The organism is Paraburkholderia tropica, from assembly GCF_900109265.1.
GTDB classification, from domain to species: domain Bacteria; phylum Pseudomonadota; class Gammaproteobacteria; order Burkholderiales; family Burkholderiaceae; genus Paraburkholderia; species Paraburkholderia tropica.
On record NZ_FNZM01000009.1, the window covers coordinates 195,929 to 214,116 of the forward strand.

Sequence of the window (18,188 nt, forward strand, 5' to 3'; positions counted from 1 at the left end):
AAGCCGCTCAGCGAGCCGTTCTGCTCGCGCGGCAAACCGTGCACAGGGCCACGCGCATGCGCGGCCCGGCGCGGGTACATCGGTACATCAGCGGTGCGCGCGCACGCCGGTCCATGCGGACCCGCGGCACGCGGCAACCTGCCTTAGAACGGCATCTTGAAGCCCGGCGGAATCGGCAGACCGGCCGTCATGCCGCTCATCTTTTCCTGCGACGTGGCTTCGGCCTTGCGCACGGCGTCGTTGAACGCAGCGGCGACGAGGTCTTCGAGCATGTCCTTGTCGTCGGCGAGCAGGCTCGGATCGATCGACACGCGGCGCACGTCGTTACGGCAGGTCATCGTCACCTTGACGAGACCGGCGCCCGCCTGCCCCTCGACTTCGATCTGGGCCAGCTGCTCCTGCGCCTTCTTCATGTTTTCCTGCATCTGCTGGGCTTGCTTCATGAGCCCGGCGAGTTGGCCTTTCAACATTTCATTGCTCCTTGTGGATCATGGTGATGCGTCACGCGCGCGGCGACGGAGCACGCTCCGCGCCGCGCGGCGCAATTCAATGGGCGGCCTGGCCGCCCTGCGCGGCTTCGGGCGCGATCGGCCGGATCGAACCGGGCACGATGCTCGCGCCGAAGTCGCGAATCAGTTGCTGCACGAACGGATCGGCACCGATCACGCGTTCGGCGTCGCGCTGACGCTCGGCGCGCGCGGCGGCGTCGAGCGCGGCGGCCGTGCGGCGCGCCGGACCGACCGTCACGTCGACCTCGACGGGCTTGCCGAGCGCTTCCGCGAGCGCCGTCTTGAGCTTGGCGACCTGCGAGCTTTCCGCGTACTGCGGCACCGGCACGCTGAGCTTGAGCACGCCGCCATCGAGCGCGGTCAGTTCGCTGTTGAACGCGAGCTGATACGAAATGCCCTTGAGCGGCAGCGTCGCGGCCAGCGCGGGCCAGTCGCCGTTGAAGCCGATCGCGTCGAGCGCGATGCCCGGCGGCAGCTTGCTCACGTCGACGACAGCAGCGGAAGCGGCTGAACTCGCGCGCGGCGCGGCGTTTCCGTTGTCGAACGACGGCGCGAAGCCGTCATCGGACGACGAGAAATACGCATCGTCGGCACCGATCGGCATGTAATCGTCGGGCGGCATGTCGTCGAACTGACTGCCCCACGGCGGCGCGTCGGACGCATCCTGACGCGCGGCAGCGGCGCGCGGCGCACGCGCCTGCGCCTGCGCTTCCTGCGCTTCCTGCGCCGCAGCGGCGCGACGCGCGGGATCGGGCGTCGGCACCTTCACTTCCATGCGCGGCTTGTCGAGTTTCGGCGCGGGCGCAGCAGGCGCGGAGGCGCCGGCCGGCGTGCGCGCGGCGGAACGATCCGTCGAGACGCGCAGGCCCTTGTTGCGCAGCAGATCGAGCGCGGCGCTCGCGCCGCTGCGTCCGCCCGCCGATGCAGCGGGCGATTCGAACGGGTCGTCGGACGCTTGCTGCGTTTGGGCAGGCACAGGCGCGGGCGCGGGTTCGGCGGCAACAGGCTCAGCCGCTGCGACGGCTTCATCCGCCGGTTTCGCGCTCGCGGCTTCGATCGAAGCCGGTTCCGGCGATGCAAGCGGCGACTCCGCCACGGCTTCCGCGCTGACAGCCTCGACCGGCGCGGCAGCGGCTTCGGCCTGAACCGGAGCTGCGGTCGCTTCGTCTTCCCACGGCGGCACGACGCGCGGCTGCGCGGCGCTCGTTTCAACCTTCGCGGGTTCAGCAGGCGCGGGCTCCACCGGCTTCGCGGCCGCAACAGGCGCGGGCTCCGGCGTAACGACGCCCGGCGTAACCGGCGCGACCGACGTGACCGGAGCAACCGGCACAGTCACACGCGGCGCAGCAACGGGCGCGGCAACCTGCGGCTGCGCATCGGCACGCGATACCGGCGCGGCGCTCACAGCCGGCGCCGACGCACGCGCACTCGCTGCGCTGCTCGCGACACCCGCCGCAGCCGGCTTCGACGCCGGCGCGCTACCGACACTCCCCGCGCTCACAGAAGGCTCGAACGCCAGCATGCGCAGCAGCGCCATCGTGAAACCCGCATACTCGTCGGGCGCGAGACCCAGTTCGCTACGACCCAGCGTGGCGATCTGATAATAAAGCTGGACCTGTTCCGGATTCAGCGCCTGCGCGAAGCGGCGCACATCGTCGGCCTCGGGCCATTCGTCGAGCACCGAAGCCGGCGCAAATTGCGCCCAGCCGATGCGATGGAACAGACTCGCGAGATCCTGCAGCGCCGTGGAGAACGACAGGCTGCGCAGCGCCATTTCGTCGGCGATCGACAGCACGTTGGGGCCGTCGCCGGCCACCAGCGCGTCGATCAGGCGAATCAGATAGCTCTGGTCGAGTGCGCCGAGCATGCCGCGCACGGCCTCTTCCGTCACCTGATTGGCCGAATACGCGATCGCCTGATCGGTCAGCGAGAGCGCGTCGCGCATCGAACCGTCGGCGGCGCGCGCAAGCAGACGCAGCGCCTGCGGCTCGAACTCGACTTTTTCTTCGCCGAGAATATGCGTCAGATGCTCGACGATATTGCCGGCCGGCATCTGCTTCAAATTGAATTGCAGACAGCGCGAAAGCACGGTGACCGGAATCTTTTGCGGATCGGTCGTCGCGAGAATGAACTTCACGTGCGGCGGCGGCTCTTCCAGCGTCTTCAGCATCGCGTTGAAGGCGTGGTTCGTGAGCATGTGCACTTCGTCGATCATATAGACCTTGAAGCGCGCATCGACCGGCGCGTAGACGGCGCGCTCGAGCAGCGCGGCCATTTCGTCGACGCCGCGATTACTCGCCGCATCCATTTCCACGTAATCGACAAAGCGCCCTTCGTCGATTTCCCGGCACGCGCGACACACGCCGCACGGCTTGGACGTCACGCCGGTCTCGCAATTGAGCGCCTTGGCGAAGATGCGCGAGAGCGTCGTCTTGCCCACGCCGCGCGTGCCCGTGAAGAGGTACGCGTGATGGAGACGCCCGCCGTCGAGCGCATGCGTGAGCGCGCGCACCACGTGCTCCTGTCCGACGAGCGAAGCGAAATCCTTCGGTCGCCACTTGCGTGCGAGAACTTGATAGGTCATCCGGAAATTGTATCAGCAACGCCCGCGCGCTCCGATGAATCGGAAGGCGCCGAACGCCTTGTGTGCAGGCGCGCGGAACGGGGTCGCCCATGCGCGGCAAAACCGGTGCGAAAGCGCGCGCAAAAACCGCTCGACGCTGGTGCAAACGGGCATGACGCGAAACGATAAACGTGCGGAAACCGGATGCTATGCGAGCAAGCTGGCGCAATAGAAAAACCGGAGACGATCGACGGAAAACTGCGAGGGGATGCTGCAAGACGCGCCCGAGGCGCAAGAAGAAAAAGCGAAGGTGACGAGCCTGACCCTCGGCACTGGCGGAAAACGGCTGTGGCTGCTTCGTTCCCGACCTGACCAGGTTGACCGCCCCACCATGCGAGGAGGCCCGTCACGAAGCATTCTAACATCGCTGGACCCGAATTGAGAATGCCGCACTGCAAAACTCTTTGCGCGGGGCCGCCGACCATCCGCGGGACGGCTGCTGCAATGCCCTTCCAGCGGCCCTTCCACGGACTTCGCGCGGTCTCTCGGCAAAGTCCTTGCAAAGCCGCGCCGCGACACCATATCGAGATTGTGCGATATGTCGGGTTCCCCACACTGGCATTGCATTACAGTGCGGCAGCACGCAGTCAGGCTGTGCGGCACACGGAGAATCGGCATACGCCTGTGCGCCCTGTTGCACGCAATCCGTGCACGCGACGCACGAAATGAAGGGAAAAATGTGGGAAACCCTGCTGCCGACCTGCGTACTATCACCGTCGGCAACGCATAGGGATTTAGGCTACACTGGCGTCGATCGTCGTCAGGACAGCCTTGGCGACTCGATCCGGTCCCGCCCGGCAAGGCTTGGGCATCGCCGGATATATTCTGGTTTTTGGTGTATCGTGGCGAGCAATTCAATCAGCCTCGATCCGAAAGAGGTATTCATACAATGAGCGAACAAATCAAGCACATCAGCGACGCATCGTTCGAACAGGACGTCGTTAAATCCGATAAGCCCGTCTTGCTGGACTTCTGGGCCGAATGGTGCGGCCCCTGCAAGATGATCGCGCCGATTCTCGACGAAGTCGCGAAGGACTACAGCGACCGTCTGCAAGTCGCGAAGATCAACGTCGACGAACATCAGTCGACGCCGGTGAAGTTCGGCGTGCGCGGCATCCCCACGCTGATCCTCTTCAAGAACGGCGCCGTCGCGGCGCAGAAGGTCGGCGCCCTGTCGAAGTCGCAGCTCACCGCGTTCCTGGACAGCCACCTGTAAAAGCGTTCCGGCCGCCGCGCACCCTGCCCTCACGGCAGCCGCGGCAGTGCTGAAAGGCGCATCAGGTCGGTCACGGGCATGTTGTCAGCCGACAACATGCCCGTTAAAAACATGCTGAAACATGCCGCAGGGCTTCACTGGCGGTTTCTGGCGTGTGCTATGCTAGAATTCATAAAGCGTCGTATCCGGCGCCCTTATATAAGTCCTTGAGCGGTTCCGCTCGTTCTTTTCCCCCTGACTTCTTTTCGTCGCATCCTCCCCGACGGGTTCTCCGTATGCATCTTTCCGAGCTCAAGTCTCTGCACGTGTCCGAATTGATCGAGATGGCCAATGGCCTCGAGATCGAAAATGCGAACCGCCTGCGCAAGCAGGAACTGATGTTCGCGATTCTCAAAAAGCGCGCCAAGACGGGCGAAACGATCTTCGGTGACGGCACGCTTGAAGTGCTGCCGGACGGATTCGGCTTCCTGCGCTCGCCGGAAACCTCGTATCTCGCCAGCACGGACGATATCTATATCAGCCCGTCGCAGATCCGCCGCTTCAATCTGCACACCGGCGACACGATCGAAGGTGAAGTGCGTACGCCGAAGGACGGCGAACGCTATTTCGCGCTCGTGAAGGTGGACAAGGTCAACGGCCAGCCGCCGGAAGCCTCGAAGCACAAGATCATGTTCGAGAACCTCACGCCGCTGCACCCGAACAAGGTGCTGCTGCTCGAGCGCGAAATGCGCGGTGAGGAGAACGTGACGGGCCGCATCATCGACATGATCGCGCCCATCGGCAAGGGTCAACGCGGCCTGCTGGTCGCATCGCCCAAGTCCGGCAAGACCGTGATGCTTCAGCACATCGCGCACGCCATCAAGCAGAACCACCCCGACGTGGTCCTGTTCGTGCTGCTGATCGACGAGCGTCCGGAAGAAGTGACGGAAATGCAGCGTTCGGTCGCAGGCGAAGTGATCGCCTCGACGTTCGACGAACCGGCCGCACGTCACGTGCAGGTCGCCGAAATGGTGATCGAAAAGGCCAAGCGTCTCGTCGAAATGAAGCACGACGTCGTGATTCTGCTCGACTCCATCACGCGTCTCGCGCGCGCCTACAACACGGTCGTGCCGGCTTCGGGCAAGGTGCTGACCGGCGGTGTGGACGCCAACGCGCTGCAACGTCCGAAGCGTTTCTTCGGTGCGGCACGTAACATCGAAGAAGGCGGTTCGCTCACGATCATCGGCACCGCGCTGATCGAAACCGGCAGCCGCATGGACGACGTGATCTACGAAGAGTTCAAGGGCACGGGCAACATGGAAGTGCACCTCGAGCGCCGTCTCGCGGAAAAGCGCGTCTATCCGTCGATCAACCTGAACAAGTCGGGCACGCGTCGCGAAGAGTTGCTGATCAAGCCGGACATCCTCCAGAAGATCTGGGTGCTGCGCAAGTTCATCCACGACATGGACGAAGTCGAAGCAATGGAATTCCTGCTCGACAAGATTCGCCAGACGAAGAACAACTCCGAGTTCTTCGACATGATGCGCCGCGGCGGCTAAGGCCTCGCGCCCCGCTCGATGCAGCATCTGAAACGCCCGCTCCCAGCGGGCGTTTTTCATTTCCGGATGCGTTAGGACGCGTTAGTGCGCTGATTTCACACAATAAACCGTTGCGGATACGGGGCGGCACAACCTGTACGTGAACGTTCACGTTGAACTATAATCCGGGTCTGTATTCACTGCCGCCTGCCCGGCCGGCCACCGATGTCCAGACACGCCAGACCGGACCCCGCTCCGGACGCCAACCCGCTCCTCACCGTGCGCGACGCCGCCTTGCGGCTGAACGTCACGCCACGCACGCTCAAATACTACGAGGAACGCGGACTCGTGACCCCGACGCGTAGCGAAGGCCGCTACCGCCTCTACGACGAACACGATCTCGAGCAATTCGCGCGCATTCTGCGCTTGCGTGCGCTCGGCTTTTCGCTGCACGGCATCACCGAAATGCTCAAGCGTCCGCTGGAATCGGTCGGCGACGGCCGGCGGCGCTACTCGCACGAATCGCTGCAACAGATCGCCGACGCGCTCGCGCAGCAGATCGACACGCTCGATGCACGCATCGGCGCCGTGCGGCGCGAGTTGAAGGAAGCGCAAAGCGTGCGTGCCGAACTCGCCGACGATCTCGACTACCTGAAGCGTCGCCTCGCGGGCGAACCGTCCGAAGCGCTGATCGGCGAACGTCTGGCCGCCTCGCGCCGACGCCAAGATGCCGAACGCGGCGCACCACCGCTCGCCCAGGCGCCCTCGTCCACCGCACTCAAATCCGCGAACAAGCCAGGCCATGCGCGCGCGAGCAAGGGCGCAGAAAAGCGCGGCGCAAAGCGCACGCAAAAGCAGTCCGACGACGAAGACGGAGGCGAACGCGCATGAGCGCCACCTCCACCCGCGAACCGCTCTTCAGCGCCGCCCGCCTGCGCGGCGACTTCCTTCCCTGGGTCCTCGCCATCGCGACCGGACTCGACTACTACGACAACGCGATCTTTTCGTTTTTCACGAGCTACATCGCGGGCGGCATCAACGCCTCGCCCGACGAGCTCGTCTGGTCGTCGAGCAGTTATGCCGTGTGCGCGGTGCTCGGCATCCTGCAGCAGCAATGGTGGGTCGAACGCGTGGGCTACCGGCGCTACGTGGGCGGCTGCCTGCTGCTCTATGCCGCGGGGTCGGTGGCGGCGGCGCTGTGCGAATCGTCGATCGAACTGGCTTTCGCGCGCGGCTTTCAGGGCTATTTCATCGGCCCGATGATGGGCACCTGCCGCATCCTCATTCAGATCAGCTTCACGCCGCAGCAACGCCCCGTCGCCACGCGCGCGTTCCTGATCCTGATCGTGCTGTCGAGCGCGCTCGCGCCGCTCGTCGGCGGCTATCTGGTGTCGTATTTCGACTGGCGCGCGCTGTTCGCCTTTTCCGCGCCGGCGGGCGTGCTCTACGCCGTGCTGGCGCTGCTCGCGCTGCCCGATTCCGGCCACGTGCTGCCCGAGGAGCGCGGCGCGTCGCACTTCTGGCCGTACATTATCTTCGCCTTCGCGCAAGGCGCGCTGCAGATCGCCATGCAGCAGGTGCGCTTCGAACTCTTCACCACGTCGCCGCAAATTCCGCTGCTGACGCTCGCGGGCATCGGCTCGCTCGCGTGGTTCGTGTGGCATCAATGGCATCATCCGAAGCCGCTCGTGCGGCTGCACGCGCTGCGCGAGCGGCCGTTCCAGGTCGGGCTGCTGCTGTACATGTTCTACTACTACATGACCACGGTGCTCAGCTATCTGGTCTCGCGCTTTCTCGAAAGCGGTCTCGACTATCCGGTCGAAAACGCCGGCCGCCTCACCGGCATCACCTCGCTGATTTCCGCCACCGCGCTGTTTCTTTACTTCCGCTATGCGAAGTTCGTCACGCACAAGAAGTGGATCATCGTGCCGGGCTTCCTGCTGGCGTTTTTCGTGGCGTTCTGGATGACGAAGATGACGCCCGACGTCAGCGAGACGTGGCTGATTCCGCCGCTGCTGCTGCGCGGCCTGTTGCTGCTGTTCATCGTGCTGCCGGTGGCCAATCTCACCTTTCGCATCTTCGATATCGACGAGTTCACACACGGTTACCGCTTGAAAAACATCGTCCGTCAGTTGACGATATCGTTCGCGACCGCCACGGTCATCATCGTCGAGCAGCATCGGCTGGCGCTGCACCAGACGCGGCTCGTGGAATTCGTGAATCCGCTCAACCCGATCTTTCAGGACACGTTCGCGAAGCTGACGCACACCTTCGAGGCGCTCGGCCGCTCGCCGGGCGAAGCGCACGGCCTCGCGCTCGCGCAGGTCAGCCGGATGGTGGCGCAGCAGGCGAGCTTCCTGAGTTCGCTCGACGGCTTCTACTATCTGATGGGCGCGGCGATCGTCGGCGCGGTATTCGCCGCGTGGCAAAAGCAGATCGACTGAACACAACTGACGCGATGCTTTCGAAACTCTCCAGCTGGTTCGGCGCGCGCCGCCGCGAAAAGGCGCTGCGCACCTATGCGATCGACGACGTGCTCTGGCAGGCGACGCTCGAGGGACTGCCCTTTCTCGGCCACCTCGACGCCGCCGATCTCATACGCCTGCGCGAACTCACGAGCCTGTTCCTCGCGCAGAAGGAATTCTCGACCGCGCACGATCTCGAACTTACCGACGCCATGACCGTGGCGATCGCCGCCCAGGCCTCGCTGCCCGTGCTGAATCTCTCGCTCGATCTGTACAAGGGCTGGGTGGGCGTGATCGTCTATCCGGGCGAGTTCGTGATCCGCAAGACCGTGGAGGACGAGGACGGCGTGGTGCATGAAGTCGAGCACGACGCGAGCGGCGAGGCGTGGGAAGGCGGCCCGGTGATCCTCTCGTGGGAAGACGCGCAGATGACCGACGGCAGCGACGCCTACAACGTCGTCATCCACGAGTTCGCGCACAAGATCGACATGCTCAACGGCGAGACCGACGGTCATCCGCCCCTTTATCGGCGCTGGCACGCGCCGCTCGACGCGCAGGCGTGGGCCGATGTGTTCGACAACGCCTACGACCAGTTCTGCGACAAGGTGGATGCGGTGCCGGAACGCCGCTGGAAGCGCTTCGAGCGCGACTCGCTGATCGATCCCTATGCGGCCGATCATCCGTCGGAGTTCTTCGCCGTGTGCAGCGAGGCGCTGTTCGTCACGCCGAAGGCCTTCGAGGCCGAATATCCGGAGCTTTACCGGCTGCTCGCGCGCTATTACCGTCAGGATCCGGCGCGGGTGGGCGCGCTCGACGGCCAACCGGCCTGAAAAAGCTGTCGCGGGCCCGCAAAAATTCGCCAACCAGCTGATTTTCTGGCATAATCGCGTTTTTTCGACCTTGGGCAAGTGGCTCGCGCGAAGAGCGCCGCGACATGGGTGTTGCGGGCAACGTGGGTTGGCTACCGCCAGATTTTAGGAAAGATCATGAAAGAAGGCATTCACCCGGATTACCGCGAAGTTCTGTTCATCGACGTGTCGAACGATTTCCGTTTCGTGACGCGCTCGACCATCCAGACGCGCGAAACCGCCGAATTCAACGGCAAGACCTACCCGCTCGCGAAGATCGAAGTCTCGTCGGAATCGCATCCGTTCTACACGGGTACGCAGAAGATCATGGACACGGCCGGCCGCGTCGAGAAGTTCAACAAGAAGTTCGGCGCACGCGCTACGGGCAAGGCAGCGAAGTAAGCTTCGCTCTCCGGTCATCGTGCCGGACCCGCACAGACGTGTACAAAAAGGGCAGCCCAGGCTGCCCTTTTTTGTTGCCCGCGCCGTCTTACCGGATTTTTCCGACGCTTTCCGACGCTTGTTGCAGCTTACGCTGACACACTGCCGCCGACCCGCCGTGACGGTCCGGTTTCGACCATCGACCGTTTCATTGCGCCGGCAAGCGTTGGCAACAGCTGACAAGCGTCGCTTGCCGTGACGCGCGCGAGCCTGCCCGGCTAGAATGCCGGATGCTCCGCAACGGCCGCCTGCGACCGTTGCGCTTACTCGAATTCCCTCGCACTGCATGAAGCCAGCCATTCGCCTGACCGCCTCCGCCACCAGCGCCCTGCCGCGCTGGCTGCTGCTGACCATCTGTATCATCTTCGCGTCGTTCGGCCTGTTCGGCCGCGATCCGTGGAAGAACGAGGATGCGGCCGGCTTCGGCGTGATGTGGACCATGGCCGGCGGCACCTCGCACGACTGGCTGCTGCCCAACCTCGTCGGCAAGTACGTGACCGAGAACGGTCCGCTCGGCTACTGGCTCGGCGCGCTGTGCATCCGCGTGTTCGCGCCGTGGGTGGACGCGAGCAACGCCTCGCGCATCGCCACCGGCGTGCTGTTCTGCCTCGCCTGCGCGTTCGTCTGGTACAGCGCCTATCTGCTCGGCCGCCGCGCCGAAGTGCAGCCGTTCAAATACGCGTTCGGCGGCGAGCCCGAGCCGCGCGACTACGGCCGCACGCTCGCCGACGGCGCCGTGCTGATTCTGCTCGCCTGCTTCGGTCTCGCCGAGCGCGGCCACGAAACCACGCCGCAGCTGATGCAATTCGTCGGCATCGCGATGCTCGTCTACGGCCTCGTGCGCGCCATCGACAAACCCATCCAGGGCGCGCTCTGGTGGGGCCTCGCGCTCGGCATCGTGATGCTCGCGGCCGGCCCCGTGCTGGTTGGCGCCCTGCTGATCGGCACGCTTGCGATGCTCGCCGTCGCACCCGAAACGCGTTCGCGCTGGCTGCTCGTGGCCGGCTTGCCGGTCGCGCTCGTGGTGGGGCTGTCGTGGCCGCTGCTCACGCTGCACATCTATCCCGACGACGGCGTCTGGTTCCTCAACCAGTGGGCGCGCACCAACGTCAACGCGTTCGCCGGGCCGCCGGGCACGGTGCTGCGCTACGCGGCCAAGAATCTGCCGCTGTTCACGTGGCCGGCCTGGCCGCTCGCGATCTGGGCGTGGGTCAGCTGGGCCGGCCTGCGCCGCGCGCCGCACATCGCGATTCCGCTTTCGGTGATCGTGCCGCTGCTGATCCTCGTGGTCGTGCAGAGCCACGAAACCAATCGCCTCTTCATGCTGGTGCTGCCTGCGGTCTGCGTGCTCGCGGCTTTCGCTTTGCCCACGCTCAAGCGCGGCGCGATCAATGCGATCGACTGGTTCGCGGTGCTCAGCTTCACGATCCTCAGCACCTTCGTGTGGCTGGTGTGGCTGGCGGGCATGACGGGTTTCCCGGCGCCGCTCGCGCGCAATCTCGCGCGCCTCGCACCGGGTTTCGCGCCGCAATTCAAGATTCTCTCGTTCGTCTGCGCCGTGGCCGTGACGCTGTGCTGGATCGCACTCGTGCAATGGCGCGTGGCGCGTCATCCGAAAGTGTTGTGGCGCAGCGTCGTGCTGTCGAGCGGCGGCACCACGCTGATGTGGGTGCTGCTGATGACGCTCTGGCTGCCGGTCGTGAACTACAGCCGGACCTATAAGGATGTCGCGCAGCAGATCGCCGCGCACCTGCCCGCCGACTACCAGTGCATCTCGCCCGTGCGCCTCGGCGACGCGCAGATCGCCACCTTCGCCTACTTCGGCAAAATGCACTTCTCGTTCGACGAGGATTGCGACGTGATCCTGCGACAAGACACCCAGGACTACGGCGAGCCGAGCTCGATGTCGAACTTCGTCTGGAAGCTGGTCTGGGAAGGCCGCCGCGTCGCCGACCGCGACGAGCGCTTCCGTCTCTACGTGCGCATCGACCGCCCGCAGCCGCCCGTCAAAAAACACGTCTGGCGCAAGCGCCCCGACTGAGGCCGCGGTGACGACGACGTTCCTCGCCGACATACGGCGCATCGCCGGGCTCGCCTGGCCGGTGCTGATCGGCCAGCTCGCGATCATCGCGTTCGGCGTGATCGACACGGCGATGGTCGGCCGCTACTCGGCGCTCGATCTCGCCGCGCTCGGCCTCGGATCGTCGATCTACGTCTCGGTGTACATCGGTCTCACGGGCATTCTCACAGCGCTTCAGCCCGTGACCGCGCAGCTCTACGGCGCGCGCAAGGACACCGAGATCGGTCTGGAAGTGCGCCAGGCCTTCTGGCTCGCACTCGTGCTGATGGTGATCGGCTTCACGATCCTCTATTTTCCGGGCCCGCTGCTCGACCTCGCGCGCGCGCCCGAAGCGCTGCGCGAACGCACCATCGGTTATCTGCGGCTGCTGTCGTTCGGCCTGCCCGCCGCGCTCGCGTTTCGCATCTACAGCTCGCTCGCCAACGCCGTGGGACGGCCGCGTCTCGTGATGTTCCTGCAAGTGGGCGCGCTGATCGTCAAGATTCCGCTCAATACCTGGCTGATTTTCGGCGGACTCGGCGTGCCCGCGCTCGGCGGTCCGGGCTGCGCGCTGGCGAGCACGTCGATCAACTGGGCGCTCGCGTTGTGCGCGGCGATCGCGATCACGCGCGTGGATGTCTTCGAGCCGTTCGAGATTTTCAAGCACTTCTGCTGGCCCGAATGGAAACGGCAAGCGGAACTGCTCAAGCTCGGCATTCCGATGGGACTCTCGTATCTGATCGAGGTGACGTCCTACACCTTCATGGCGATTTTCATCGCGCGCCTGGGCACGACGACGCTCGCCGGACATCAGATCGCCGGGAACATGGGCGCGGTGCTGTACATGACGCCGCTCTCGATCGGCGTGGCGACTTCGACGCTGGTTGCGCAGGCGCTGGGCGCCGAACGCCACGCGGAGGCGCGCACGCTCGCGCGTCATGGCGTGATGACGGCGGTTGCGATTGCCTGCGTGTTCGGTGCAATCGTGTTCGTGCTGCGGCCGCTGATCATCGGCGCGTATACGCCCGATCCGGCCGTGGCGATCGCGGCGATGCCGCTGGTTGCGATCGTCACCGTGTATCACGTGTTCGACGCGCTGCAGATCACCACCGCTTTCGCGCTGCGCGCCTACAAGGTCGCCGTGGTGCCGACCGTGATCTACGCGATCGCGCTCTGGGGCGTGGGACTGGGCGGTGGCTACGCGCTCGGCTTCGATGTGTTCGGCAACCTGCCCGTCTGGGCGACCGGCGCGCGCGGTTTCTGGCTCGCCAATGCGGCCAGTCTGGTGATCGCGGGCGCAGGGCTCGCGGTGTATTTGCAGCGTGTGAGCACGCGGTATTTAAAGGCGGCGTAGTCGAAGCGATGATGGCGGCGAGGCCGACGTCATCGCGTTAAAGACCGGCGTTTTCATTTAGCACTCGACGTGGTCGAACCGCCACCGCCCCGAGTTGCAGAATCGCGCACACTTGGCAGTTAGTTGCGTAACTCGTCGACATCACGCCACCCCGCGCGCCGCCTCCACCGTCTGCGCGGCGTGATACGACGACCGCACCAGTGGCCCCGCCACCACCTCGCGAAAGCCCATCGCCAGGCCCGCCTCGCGCAGCGCCGCGAATTCGTCCGGATGCACGTAACGCCGCACCGGCAAATGAAACCGCGACGGCGCCAGATACTGCCCGATCGTCAGCACCTCCACGTCGTGCTCGCGCAGATCGCGCATGGTTTCGAGCAATTGCGCATCGGTTTCGCCGAGCCCGACCATCAGCCCCGACTTCGTGACGAGCGCCCCACCCGCGCCACTCGCGGCCTTCGCGCGCGCCAGCAGTTGCAGCGAGCCGCGATAATCCGCGCCCGGACGCGCCGCGCGATACAGCGACGGCACCGTCTCGATGTTGTGATTGAACACATCGGGCCACGCCGCCGAAAGCGCATCGAGCGCGCGCTCGATGCGTCCGCGAAAATCCGGCGTCAGCACCTCGACGCCAATGCCCGGCACGCGCTCGCGCACCCGCGCGACGCAGCGCGCGAAATGCGCCGCGCCGCCGTCGCGCAGATCGTCGCGATCGACCGACGTGATCACCACATGCCGTAAGCCGAGCGCCGCGACCGCCGACGCGAGATGCGCGGGTTCATCCTCATCGAGCGGCGCCGGCCGCCCGTGCGCGACGTCGCAGAACGGACAGCGCCGCGTGCACAGCCCGCCCATGATCATGAACGTGGCCGTGCGCTGCGCGAAGCACTCGCCGATGTTCGGGCACATCGCCTCCTCGCACACCGAATGCAGCCGATGCTCGCGCAGCACGGCCGCCACGTCGGCGACCGTCGTGCTCATCATCGGGCGCGCGCGCAGCCAGGGCGGCTTGGGCAACGCCGCGCCCTCGCCCGCCGGCACGATCTTGACGGGAATGCGCGCGAGCTTCTCGCGGCTGCGCAAGCCGTGCTGGCCGAGCGCGGTGTCGCCGGCGCGCGGCATGTCGGACGCGACGGGCTCCATCTCAGCCTCCCGCGTCGAAAAAAGCCTTGAGCAGCCGGTTGATCTCGGCGGCGGCTTCCATCTGCACCATATGCCCCTTGCCCGCGATCACCTCGACCTGCACCGTGGGCGCGAGTCCCTGCGCGTGGCGCGCCGGAATGATCTGATCGGCGTCGCCCCAGATCACCAGCACTTTGGGCGCGAGCGTCGAGAGCCGGTCGCGGAACACACGCCGCTGCGCGCCGCCCGCAAAACTCTGCGAAGCGATCTTCGCGAGCGCGTCCTGCACGCCTTCGAGCCGCTTGTACTTCACAAGGTCCTCGACGAGCTGACGCGTGACGAGCGCCGGATCGGCGAACAGCTTCGTCACGTGCGGCTTGAGCACGTTGCGGTTCGTTGCGCTCGCGAAGCCCTCGATATACGCACCATCGATTTCGTCGCCGAGACCCGCGCTCGCGATCAGCGAGAGCGACGCGACCCGCGTAGGCGCGCGCTCAGCCACGGCCATCGCCACCGCGCCGCCCAGCGAATGCCCGACCAGATGCGCGCGCTCGATCTTCTGCGTGTCTAGAAAATCGATCACGCTCTGCGCGAGTTCGTCGAGCGCGCCGCTTTCGACCGCCTTGCCCGACTCGCCATGCCCCGGCAGATCGAGCGCCCACACGGTGCGTCGCGTCGCGAGATCGGCGTGATTGAACAGCCAGTTGTTGAGATCGCCGCCGAAACCGTGGATCAGCACCACGGGTGTGCCGTCGCCCTCGCCCAGCTTCAGCCAGCGCACCGTGCGGCCACCGATCTGCGCCTTCTCCGGCTGGGGGCCCGCGTCGGCGTCGCCCGCTTTGGCAGGCACGAAGTCGCGCTGGAATTCGGCGACGGCCGCATCGATTTCGGCGTCCGATGTTTCCTGATCTGCAACGACGCCGAGCAACGCGCCCACCGGCAGCGTATCGCCCTCCTGCGCAATCTGTCGTCGCAAGATGCCGTCGAACGCGCACTCGACGCCCGAGGCGATCTTGTCGGATTCGACGTCGAGCAGTTCGTCGCCCTTCGAGACTTTGTCGCCGGGCGATTTGAGCCAGCCGTTCACCTGGCCCTGCTCCATCGACAAGCCCCATTTGGGCATCGTGATCATGTGAATCGGCATGACTTCAGCTCCTTGCGGCACGCGCGGCGGCGGCGATCTGATCCGCCGAGGGGATGTAAATGTCTTCGAGCGAGGCCGCGAACGGCACCGGCGTATGCGGCGCGGTGACCATGCCGACCGGCGCTTTCAGGTCGTGAAACGCTTTCTGCGCGACCAGCGCGGCGATGTCCGTGGCCATCGAGCAGCGCGGATTCGCTTCGTCCACCACCACCACGCGACCCGTGCGGCTCACGCTTTCGAGGATCGTGTCCTCGTCGAGCGGCGAGGTCGTGCGCAGATCGATCACGTCGGCTTCGATGCCGTCTTTCGCGAGCTTCTGCGCCGCGTCGAGCGCGTAGTGCACCATGCGCCCATAAGTGACGATCGTCACGTCGTCGCCATCGCGCACGATATTGGCCTCGCCGAACGGAATCGAATACGACTCCTCGGGCACGTCGCCTTCCATCGTGTAGAGCAGCTTGTGCTCGCAGAAAATCACCGGATCGTTGTCGCGGATCGCGGCGATCATGAGCCCCTTCGCGTCATACGGCGTGGCCGGGCACACGACCTTGAGCCCCGGAATATGCGTGAACAGCGACGTGAGCATCTGCGAGTGCTGCGCGGCCGCGCGCAGACCCGCGCCGCACATCGTGCGAATCACGACGGGCGTGACCGCCTTGCCGCCGAACATATAGCGGAACTTGGCCGCCTGATTGAAAATCTGGTCGAAGCACACGCCCATGAAGTCGATGAACATCAGCTCCGCCACCGGCCGCAGGCCGCACGCCGCCGCGCCCACCGCCGTGCCGATAAACCCGCCTTCGGAGAGCGGCGTATCGAGCACGCGGCCCGGAAACTTGCCGTACAGCCCTTTCGTCACGCCGAGCACGCCGCCCCATGCGTCCTGCTCGCCGGGCGCACCCGCGCCGCCCGCGTTGTCCTCGCCCATCACGATCACGCTTTCGTCGCGTGTCATTTCTTGTGCAAGCGCTTCGTTGATCGCCTGCGAATAAGTGATTTTCCGTGCCATTTTTGTCTCCTTGATCTGGAATCCTGACTAATCATCGTTCCCGGCGCAGCAGGCGCTCAGGGATAGGACACGTACACATCGGTCAGCAGCGCTTCGGGCGCAGGCAGCGGCGCGGCCTTCGCCTTGGCCACCGCGTCGTCGATCAGCGCCTTCACTTCCGTATCGACTTTGCGCAGGTCGTCGGTGCTGGCGAGCTCCGCGCGCACCACGCGCTCCTCGAAACGCTTGAGGCAATCCTTTTCCTCGCGCAGCTTCTGCACTTCGCCGGGCGCGCGATAGGTCTGCGCATCGCCTTCGAAATGGCCGAAATAGCGCGACAGTTTCATTTCGACGAGCGTCGGGCCGCCGCCGTTGCGCGCCCGCGCGATGGCTTCGCCGAGCGCTTCATAAACGGCGAAGAAGTCGAATCCGTCGACGATCACACCAGGCATGCCGAAGCCGTTGGCGCGATCGGCGATATTGTCCGCGGCCACCGACCATGTCGATGACGTCGCTTCCGCGTAACCGTTGTTTTCGGCGACGAAAATCACCGGCAGACGCCACACCGAAGCGAGATTCATCGACTCGAAGATCACGCCTTGATTCGACGCGCCATCGCCGAAAAAGCACACGCCCACGCCGCCGGTTTTCTTCTGCTTCGCCGCGAGCGCCGCGCCGCATGTAAGCGGCCCGCCCGCCCCGACGATGCCGTTCGCGCCCAGCATGCCCTTTGAAAGATCGGCGATATGCATCGAGCCGCCCTTGCCGCGACACGAACCGGTTTCGCGCCCGTAGATCTCGGCCATCATCTCGCGCACGTCCACGCCCTTGGCGATGCAATGGCCGTGACCGCGGTGCGTGGTGGCCACGTAATCGGCGTCGTTCAGGTGGCTCATGACGCCGACCGCCGACGCCTCCTCGCCCGCATAGAGATGCACGAAGCCCGGAATCTCGCCGGTCGCGAACTCGACGTGCAGACGCTCCTCGAATTCACGGATCGTGCGCATCGAGCGATACGCCGTGAGCAACTGCTCCTTGTTCAACTGATTCGACATGGTTGTCTCCTGATGAAACACAATGAGTCGTGCCTGAGTCGTTTCTGCGTTGCCTTCAATGAAACGTGAAGCCTCCATCGACGTTCACCGACTGGCCGGTGACGTTGTCCATCGTCGCGAAGAACAGGGCGAGCCGCCCCATGTCCTCCGGCGTTTGCGCGCGGCCTTGCGGAATCAGCGCAAGCTGATGGCGCTGCCACGATTGCTCGACGCTCTCGCCTTCGTTCTTCCATTCGTCGGAGAGCCGGTCCCACATGTAGGTGCGCACGATGCCCGGACAGATCGCGTTGACCGTGATGCCCTCGCGCGCGACTTCCTTCGCGAGCGCGTTCGTGAAGCCGACCACCGCGAACTTCGAGGCGCTGTAGTGCGCGAGATTCGGAAAGCCTTCCTTGCCCGCGATCGACGCGACGTTGATGATGCGACCGCGCTTTTGCATCAGAAAATGCGGCAGCGCCGCCTTGCAGCCGAGAAACGTGCCCTTTGCGTTCACGTCCATGACGAAGTCCCAGTCGCGCTCCGATAGCTCGGCGACCGGATGAATCGAAATCACGCCCGCGCAGTTCACGAGAATGTCGAGCCCGCCGAGTTCCGAAATCGCCCGCGCGATCATCCCGTCGATCTGCGCGGCCTGCGTGACGTCGACCTTGCAGGTGAGCACGCGGCGGCCGAGTTCCTGCACCTCCTTCGCGGTCTGTGCGAGCGCTTCGTCGAGCAGATCGGCGAGCAAGACATCGGCGCCCGCACGCGCGAGCGTGAGCGCTATGCCGCGTCCGATACCGCGCGCGCCGCCGGTGACGACCGCGACCTGGCCTTTGAGGGGTTCGTCCATGCTGATGTCTCCTGTTTT

Annotated in this window: 15 protein-coding genes and 1 other RNA gene; 8 read left to right on the forward strand and 8 right to left on the reverse strand. The window is 65.1% G+C overall.

Going from position 1 to position 18,188, the window contains the following annotated elements; translation table 11 throughout:
* Nucleotides 1–143: 143 nt before the first annotated feature.
* From BMY06_RS16725 to ffs, 3 genes are all read right to left on the reverse strand, one after another.
* Nucleotides 144–470 carry a YbaB/EbfC family nucleoid-associated protein gene (locus tag BMY06_RS16725; RefSeq protein ID WP_027818382.1) on the reverse strand — a complete coding sequence of 109 codons (327 nt, stop codon included), beginning with the start codon at nt 468–470 and terminating at the stop codon, nt 144–146.
* 76 nt (nt 471–546) lie between these two features.
* On the reverse strand, nt 547–3,093 hold the full coding sequence (locus BMY06_RS16730; RefSeq protein ID WP_074984217.1) for a DNA polymerase III subunit gamma/tau: 2,547 nt from the start codon (nt 3,091–3,093) through the stop codon (nt 547–549).
* A 288-nt stretch (nt 3,094–3,381) separates the two neighbouring features.
* Nucleotides 3,382–3,480, reverse strand: an RNA gene (ffs, locus tag BMY06_RS16735) — signal recognition particle sRNA small type.
* Between the two features lie 541 nt (nt 3,481–4,021).
* Between ffs and trxA the strand changes: the two genes are divergently transcribed.
* From trxA to BMY06_RS16775, 8 genes are all read left to right on the forward strand, one after another.
* Nucleotides 4,022–4,348, forward strand: a complete 327-nt coding sequence (trxA, locus tag BMY06_RS16740; RefSeq protein WP_065060043.1) for a thioredoxin TrxA — start codon at nt 4,022–4,024, stop codon at nt 4,346–4,348.
* Between the two features lie 275 nt (nt 4,349–4,623).
* Nucleotides 4,624–5,886 (forward strand): transcription termination factor Rho, encoded by a 1,263-nt coding sequence (gene rho / locus BMY06_RS16745; protein ID WP_027818379.1) that lies wholly within the window; start codon nt 4,624–4,626, stop codon nt 5,884–5,886.
* Nucleotides 5,887–6,090: 204 nt separating this feature from the next.
* Nucleotides 6,091–6,756 carry a MerR family transcriptional regulator gene (locus BMY06_RS16750; RefSeq protein WP_065060044.1) on the forward strand — a complete coding sequence of 222 codons (666 nt, stop codon included), beginning with the start codon at nt 6,091–6,093 and terminating at the stop codon, nt 6,754–6,756.
* Nucleotides 6,753–8,309 carry an MFS transporter gene (locus BMY06_RS16755; protein ID WP_074984219.1) on the forward strand — a complete coding sequence of 519 codons (1,557 nt, stop codon included), beginning with the start codon at nt 6,753–6,755 and terminating at the stop codon, nt 8,307–8,309. Before BMY06_RS16750 ends, BMY06_RS16755 begins: the two co-directional genes overlap by 4 nt.
* Nucleotides 8,310–8,323: 14 nt before the next feature.
* Nucleotides 8,324–9,160 carry a M90 family metallopeptidase gene (locus tag BMY06_RS16760; protein WP_065060046.1) on the forward strand — a complete coding sequence of 279 codons (837 nt, stop codon included), beginning with the start codon at nt 8,324–8,326 and terminating at the stop codon, nt 9,158–9,160.
* A 156-nt stretch (nt 9,161–9,316) separates the two neighbouring features.
* Nucleotides 9,317–9,580, forward strand: a complete 264-nt coding sequence (locus BMY06_RS16765) for a type B 50S ribosomal protein L31 (protein WP_065060047.1) — start codon at nt 9,317–9,319, stop codon at nt 9,578–9,580.
* A gap of 325 nt (nt 9,581–9,905) precedes the next feature.
* The gene (locus BMY06_RS16770) at nt 9,906–11,660 is read left to right on the forward strand and encodes an ArnT family glycosyltransferase (protein WP_065060048.1); all 1,755 of its coding nucleotides are present in this window, start codon (nt 9,906–9,908) and stop codon (nt 11,658–11,660) included.
* 7 nt (nt 11,661–11,667) lie between these two features.
* Nucleotides 11,668–13,032 carry an MATE family efflux transporter gene (locus BMY06_RS16775; protein ID WP_074984221.1) on the forward strand — a complete coding sequence of 455 codons (1,365 nt, stop codon included), beginning with the start codon at nt 11,668–11,670 and terminating at the stop codon, nt 13,030–13,032.
* A gap of 141 nt (nt 13,033–13,173) precedes the next feature.
* On the opposite strand, the gene lipA is transcribed toward BMY06_RS16775, so the two are convergent.
* Genes lipA through BMY06_RS16800 form a run of 5 tightly spaced genes read right to left on the reverse strand, consistent with a single transcriptional unit; the run spans nt 13,174 to nt 18,170 of the window.
* Nucleotides 13,174–14,172 (reverse strand): lipoyl synthase, encoded by a 999-nt coding sequence (gene lipA, locus BMY06_RS16780; RefSeq protein WP_074984223.1) that lies wholly within the window; start codon nt 14,170–14,172, stop codon nt 13,174–13,176.
* Nucleotide 14,173: 1 nt separating this feature from the next.
* The gene (locus BMY06_RS16785) at nt 14,174–15,295 is read right to left on the reverse strand and encodes an acetoin dehydrogenase dihydrolipoyllysine-residue acetyltransferase subunit (protein ID WP_074984224.1); all 1,122 of its coding nucleotides are present in this window, start codon (nt 15,293–15,295) and stop codon (nt 14,174–14,176) included.
* Between the two features lie 4 nt (nt 15,296–15,299).
* Entirely contained in the window at nt 15,300–16,304 is a 1,005-nt protein-coding gene (locus BMY06_RS16790; protein ID WP_065060052.1) for an alpha-ketoacid dehydrogenase subunit beta, read from the reverse strand.
* Between the two features lie 56 nt (nt 16,305–16,360).
* Nucleotides 16,361–17,338: a thiamine pyrophosphate-dependent dehydrogenase E1 component subunit alpha gene (locus BMY06_RS16795; protein ID WP_065060053.1), complete on the reverse strand. Its 978-nt coding sequence runs from the start codon at nt 17,336–17,338 to the stop codon at nt 16,361–16,363.
* Nucleotides 17,339–17,393: 55 nt separating this feature from the next.
* Nucleotides 17,394–18,170, reverse strand: a complete 777-nt coding sequence (locus BMY06_RS16800) for an SDR family NAD(P)-dependent oxidoreductase (protein ID WP_065060054.1) — start codon at nt 18,168–18,170, stop codon at nt 17,394–17,396.
* Between the last annotated feature and the right edge of the window lie 18 nt (nt 18,171–18,188).

Excerpts from the sequence above, each read along its gene's own strand:
- BMY06_RS16725 (WP_027818382.1), bottom strand. The coding sequence starts at position 470 with ATGTTGAAAGGCCAACTCGCCGGGCTCATGAAGCAAGCCCAGCAGATG.
- BMY06_RS16730 (WP_074984217.1), bottom strand. The coding sequence starts at position 3,093 with ATGACCTATCAAGTTCTCGCACGCAAGTGGCGACCGAAGGATTTCGCT.
- trxA (WP_065060043.1), top strand. The coding sequence starts at position 4,022 with ATGAGCGAACAAATCAAGCACATCAGCGACGCATCGTTCGAACAGGAC.
- rho (WP_027818379.1), top strand. The coding sequence starts at position 4,624 with ATGCATCTTTCCGAGCTCAAGTCTCTGCACGTGTCCGAATTGATCGAG.
- BMY06_RS16750 (WP_065060044.1), top strand. The coding sequence starts at position 6,091 with ATGTCCAGACACGCCAGACCGGACCCCGCTCCGGACGCCAACCCGCTC.
- BMY06_RS16755 (WP_074984219.1), top strand. The coding sequence starts at position 6,753 with ATGAGCGCCACCTCCACCCGCGAACCGCTCTTCAGCGCCGCCCGCCTG.
- BMY06_RS16760 (WP_065060046.1), top strand. The coding sequence starts at position 8,324 with ATGCTTTCGAAACTCTCCAGCTGGTTCGGCGCGCGCCGCCGCGAAAAG.
- BMY06_RS16765 (WP_065060047.1), top strand. The coding sequence starts at position 9,317 with ATGAAAGAAGGCATTCACCCGGATTACCGCGAAGTTCTGTTCATCGAC.
- BMY06_RS16770 (WP_065060048.1), top strand. The coding sequence starts at position 9,906 with ATGAAGCCAGCCATTCGCCTGACCGCCTCCGCCACCAGCGCCCTGCCG.
- lipA (WP_074984223.1), bottom strand. The coding sequence starts at position 14,172 with ATGGAGCCCGTCGCGTCCGACATGCCGCGCGCCGGCGACACCGCGCTC.
- BMY06_RS16785 (WP_074984224.1), bottom strand. The coding sequence starts at position 15,295 with ATGCCGATTCACATGATCACGATGCCCAAATGGGGCTTGTCGATGGAG.
- BMY06_RS16790 (WP_065060052.1), bottom strand. The coding sequence starts at position 16,304 with ATGGCACGGAAAATCACTTATTCGCAGGCGATCAACGAAGCGCTTGCA.
- BMY06_RS16795 (WP_065060053.1), bottom strand. The coding sequence starts at position 17,338 with ATGTCGAATCAGTTGAACAAGGAGCAGTTGCTCACGGCGTATCGCTCG.
- BMY06_RS16800 (WP_065060054.1), bottom strand. The coding sequence starts at position 18,170 with ATGGACGAACCCCTCAAAGGCCAGGTCGCGGTCGTCACCGGCGGCGCG.